We start from the raw sequence: 3656 nt of genomic DNA on the forward strand, positions 1-3656 counted from the left end.
ATCTCCCCCTGCTCCCCTGCTCCCCTGCTTATCCCTCATCTCCCTACTCCCTATTCCCTACTCCTCAGACCGTTGCTGCCACTTTAGTGGGTTTTTCTTTTTCTTCTTTAGGAGGTTTTTCTTCTTCGGCTTCCTGCTTAACTGTCAAATAGCGAATCACTTCTTCACTCAAGCGCATGGCGCGTTCAAAGGGGGCGATCGCAGTTGCAGGCGCAGTGTAGTTTAACTGGATGTAGATGCCATCGCGGTGTTTTTTGATTTCATAAGCCAGACGCCGCTTACCACGATTTTGAATTTGCATATCCTCAGCGCCTTGGTCGCGAAGCAAATTCTGATATTTAGTAACTGCTTGCTCTACCTGTTCGTCTCCCAGGTCAGGACGGAGAATGTACATTGTTTCGTAACTTGTAGTCATATTTTTCAGTCTCCTTATGGACAGAAATGGCTGCTAGTGCTAATTTATACTTAACTTAATTCAAAATGCCAGTATTAATCAACATCTGAAGCAACAAGGAACTATAATCTTACCAGTTTTAAATTTGAATCATTAGCCAAATCGCCGAAATTTGAATTTTTTGGATGTCCCTAATGAAAACTAGGTTGCTTCCCGGCCCCCAGATTTCTTTAGCTATATTCCAAAAAAACCTCTCACTCACTTGTAAGGGGAATGATGAGACGGTAGTGAACGTAGGTAGTCTTTTTTTTGAAAAGATTGATCAAGCTATCAGCAATGCCTTGGGGTATCTTTCCCTAAAGACATATATCAGGTTCGGTTAAGATCCCCCCGCCTGCGGCGACCCCCGATAAATTGGTGGTTAGGGGATCTCCGAGAGCCAAACATATTAACCGAACCGGATTGGGACATATATTATAGCAAGCGATCGCTTTTCGGCTCAAGGCTCAATCGGTTCCCTAAAAAGCTAACTGATGATTGCTACCCGCTCACAGCAACAAAAAAGCAGATAAAAGGATATTCATCAAGGTTATGGCGCAACGCTATGTGCGAATTCAAAATCAAGAAGGACAGATTTACTATGGGTTACTACAACTATCCCTGAATGTGCAGGTGCTAGATGCTCCGCCCTGGTTAGAAGGACAACCCACTGATTTAACTTTGACACCAGAAAATTACCAAATTCTGGCTCCCTGCGCTCCCTCAAAAATTGTGGCGGTGGGTAAGAATTATGCAGATCATGCTGCCGAAATGGGAACTCCAGTCCCTTCTGAGCCACTAATTTTTCTCAAGCCACCCACGTCGATCATTCCATCTGAAAGGGAAATTAAGTATCCTCCCCAGTCACAAAGAGTTGACTACGAAGGAGAGTTAGCATTAGTGATTGGCGATTACGCCTTTGAATGTACACCAGAGGTAGCCCAAACCAAAATTTGGGGCTACACCATCGCCAATGACGTAACAGCACGGGATTTACAAAAACGGGATGCTCAATGGACGCGAGCCAAAGGTTTTGATACTTTCTGTCCCTTGGGGCCTTGGATCGTGCGGGAATTAAATCCAGGAGCGAGATTGCAAACTTTTGTCAATGACGACGCCAATCCAGTCCAATCTGCGTGTATCGATCAGATGGTGTTTTCCCCCGATGTTCTAGTTTCTTACATCAGTCAGGTTATGACGCTACTACCGGGTGATTTAGTGCTTACAGGTACGCCAGAGGGTGTAAGTCCCTTGCATCCAGGCGATCGCGTCCGCGTCGAGATTGAAGGTATTGGTCGCCTGGAAAACACCGTAGCGCCTCGTTAATTTCTAACGCACCTGCATATACACTGCATCGGAAATCGCCGGAATTTCCGCATAACGTCCCAGTAGAGACTGGACGGCAGAATATGCAACTGCTGCCACTATGCCTAAAAAGATAGTGTTAGCTACTGTTTCTATTGCAAAGCCAGTACCAGGAACCTGTCCTAAAACTTGCACGAGTATGGAACATAAAAATATAACTATGTCCAAAAGAATCGCTTGCATTGTGTTGAAACGAATGAAGTGACTGATTTTTTCGTTTCTTACCACTAATAGGAACAAGGCAAAGAACACAATTATTTGTCCAAATTGTCCTAAACTACCGTAAATTATTAGCACTGGTTGCAGTGGTAAAAGCAGAACTCGTAGTGGTGGAAACTGATTTAACAAAAAGCTGCCGAAGGCTAAACCATCAACTAGGGGCAGCAAATAAGGCAAGGAAGCAAAAATCCGATCTGAAACCGTTGTAGACCCGCGCCAAGACATTATGCGTTCTCCTGTGGTTAAATTTTAATAGTTACTTGAGCTTAGGATAACGCAGTTGCTTGGTCTTGCTGGCAAATTCAACTATTCTATATGGGCGATGCGAAAACCCATCACACACTCATACTGGTCTGGCTGCTGTTGAGTAAGTTTGCGAATAGCTTGACCACAGCGCAGTTGACCCCCACGCCAACGGGGTTGACCGCTCCTGTCAGCGAGTAAACAAGACTGGCAAACTTGCTCAGGGGCAAGGATTTGCTCGTCCATTAAAATGACTAGCATCGAATCCCTCCTGTAAATCCTCATTGTCACCCACATTTCACTCAGGTGAGGATACGCTTTGTAGCGGTTCAAAGAAACGCTTCAGGTAGGTTTGGCGCGTGCTGCGCGGTTAAGTGTTGTGATTTGCGATCGCGCTTCGCACCCAGAGTGGGCGATCACAGAGAACACTTAAGAGCCACATCCTAACTTTTTGTAGCAAAAATGTGGGCAATCACAATTTAATAAAAATTGTCAAGTGAATCTTACATTTATTGTATGTTGTGTCTATGGCAAATGGACAATTTGGTAAAAAATCATACAAAAAAAGTTGGCACTAAGTTGAGCATGTACAGCCAACGATACTTATTGCATCCCTGTTAATTTAGCACTGGAGAGTGTCAAACTTAATATTTAGGAAAGAATAAAAGCCTTACGCACAAGCAATACAGCGATCCATTAAAATTCCCTTGATGGGACTAGTTTAAATTGCCAGAAGTCAAGTTAGTAAAACTGAGTTAACTAGATAGCCATTTAAGGGATGCATTTACAAAATACTGGGGTAAACTTGCAAGCAAGTTAATACACAATATAATTGAGCGGCTGGTCGGTCTGGGCATCATTCACAATGGAACACTGGCAATTTCTGATACAGAAACAAGGCGATCGCTCATGGCATATCCTAGAATCGCCAAATTTGGAAATTTTGGAAGGGGAGTATAGAGTTTTGGCTCGTTCTAACCTTCCTAATACAGACGTGGAAGTGCGGGTAACTCACTCTTCAACCCAGGAAGTTCTACCAAAGCGGCGAATTTTCAAGCGATCGCGTCGCACTAATTCAGAAGGCTTAATGGCGATAATTCCCTTTACCTACTTTGATCCGGGAGTTTGGGAGTTGCGCTGTATCGGCGATTTCATGTCGGAGCTACTCGGTAAATCTTGGCAATACAGTGTCCAACTTCAAGTTTTGTGCCAGGAAGTAGAGCGGGAGCAAAAGAGGCAGGGGAAACAAGGAAAGCAGGGGGAGCAGGGGGAGAATGGAGAATCAAATTCACCCGATCGCCCAGATGCTGTTTCTGAAAACTGGGAATGCACTGTCCCAGCAGAACCCGCAATTACTACAGACAGTAACCCCGTTACTATTGTTGTGCCAGATGAA

General features: G+C 44.4%; 4 protein-coding genes and 1 pseudogene. 2 read left to right on the forward strand and 3 right to left on the reverse strand.

The window, feature by feature from the left end; genetic code table 11:
* Positions 1-64: 64 nt before the first annotated feature.
* Entirely contained in the window at positions 65-415 is a 351-nt protein-coding gene (rpsF, locus tag ACFFAP_RS23995; RefSeq protein ID WP_324970814.1) for a 30S ribosomal protein S6, read from the reverse strand.
* A gap of 570 nt (positions 416-985) precedes the next feature.
* Between rpsF and ACFFAP_RS24000 the strand changes: the two genes are divergently transcribed.
* Complete coding sequence (locus ACFFAP_RS24000; protein ID WP_375513576.1) at positions 986-1759, forward strand: fumarylacetoacetate hydrolase family protein; 774 nt, start codon at positions 986-988, stop codon at positions 1757-1759.
* Between the two features lie 3 nt (positions 1760-1762).
* Here the strand turns inward: ACFFAP_RS24000 and ACFFAP_RS24005 are convergent, their stop codons facing one another.
* A complete protein-coding gene (locus ACFFAP_RS24005; RefSeq protein ID WP_375513577.1) occupies positions 1763-2242 on the reverse strand; it encodes a Tic20 family protein in 480 nt (159 codons plus the stop codon).
* 81 nt (positions 2243-2323) lie between these two features.
* A complete protein-coding gene (locus tag ACFFAP_RS24010) occupies positions 2324-2521 on the reverse strand; it encodes a hypothetical protein (protein WP_109010096.1) in 198 nt (65 codons plus the stop codon).
* 604 nt (positions 2522-3125) lie between these two features.
* Between ACFFAP_RS24010 and ACFFAP_RS24015 the strand changes: the two are divergent.
* Positions 3126-3656, forward strand: a pseudogene (locus ACFFAP_RS24015) (hypothetical protein); the annotation flags it as partial.

This window comes from uncultured Nostoc sp. (assembly GCF_964245575.1).
GTDB lineage: Bacteria > Cyanobacteriota > Cyanobacteriia > Cyanobacteriales > Nostocaceae > Nostoc.